Here is a 722-nt window from a genome sequence, read left to right on the forward strand (position 1 = left end):
AGGCCAGGTACAGTTGAACGCTGGCGGCCAACTGAGCAACCTCGGCGGTATCCAGGCGGGTATCAACGCCGATGGCGAGCGCGTGGCCGACGCCGACCTGAAGATCAGCGCTGGTGCCGTGGATAACCGCAACCAGCGCCTGATCGCCAGCGGCGACCTGACCGTCTCCACTGGCAGCCGCCTGGACAACCAGGGCGGCAGCCTCAGCGCCGGGCGCGACCTCAGCGTCAACGCCGCGACCCTGGACAACCGCCAGCAGGGCAAGGTCCTCGCCGACGGGCGCATGACCCTCACCGGTGGCCAACTGCTCAACGGCGACCGTGGCCAGATCACCAGCCAGGGCGCGCTGAACGCCACCTGGGCCCATCTGGACAACCAGGCCGGCGAACTGTCCAGCCTCGATACCCTGGCCCTGAACCTCGGCAGCCTGGACAACCGCACTGGCAAGGTCCTGGCCAACCGCGGCATCACCGTCACCAGCCAGGGGCTGGTGGACAACCGCACTGGCCGGATCGCCAGCCAGGCCACCCTCGACCTGAGCGCCCAGGACCTGAACAACGGCCAGGGCGGCCATATCAGCGGCAACCAGGCAGTCGGCGTCAATGTCGGCCGGCTCGACCAGCAGGGCGGCCACCTGAGCAGCGTCACCGCGCTGACCCTGGACCTGAACCATGGCCAGCTGGACAACCGCGACGGCAAGATCGCCGCCAACCAGCTGCACT

Annotated in this window: 1 protein-coding gene; it reads left to right on the plus strand. The window is 68.7% G+C overall.

Features of this window, described 5'->3' with window-relative positions:
- Positions 1–722 (plus strand): hypothetical protein (locus tag ACQ4OD_RS26360; RefSeq protein ID WP_430945226.1); only part of this gene is annotated, 722 nt, incomplete at both ends.

The sequence above is a fragment of the Pseudomonas sp. WC1 genome (assembly GCF_050586565.1).
In the GTDB taxonomy this organism is placed as follows: domain Bacteria; phylum Pseudomonadota; class Gammaproteobacteria; order Pseudomonadales; family Pseudomonadaceae; genus Aquipseudomonas.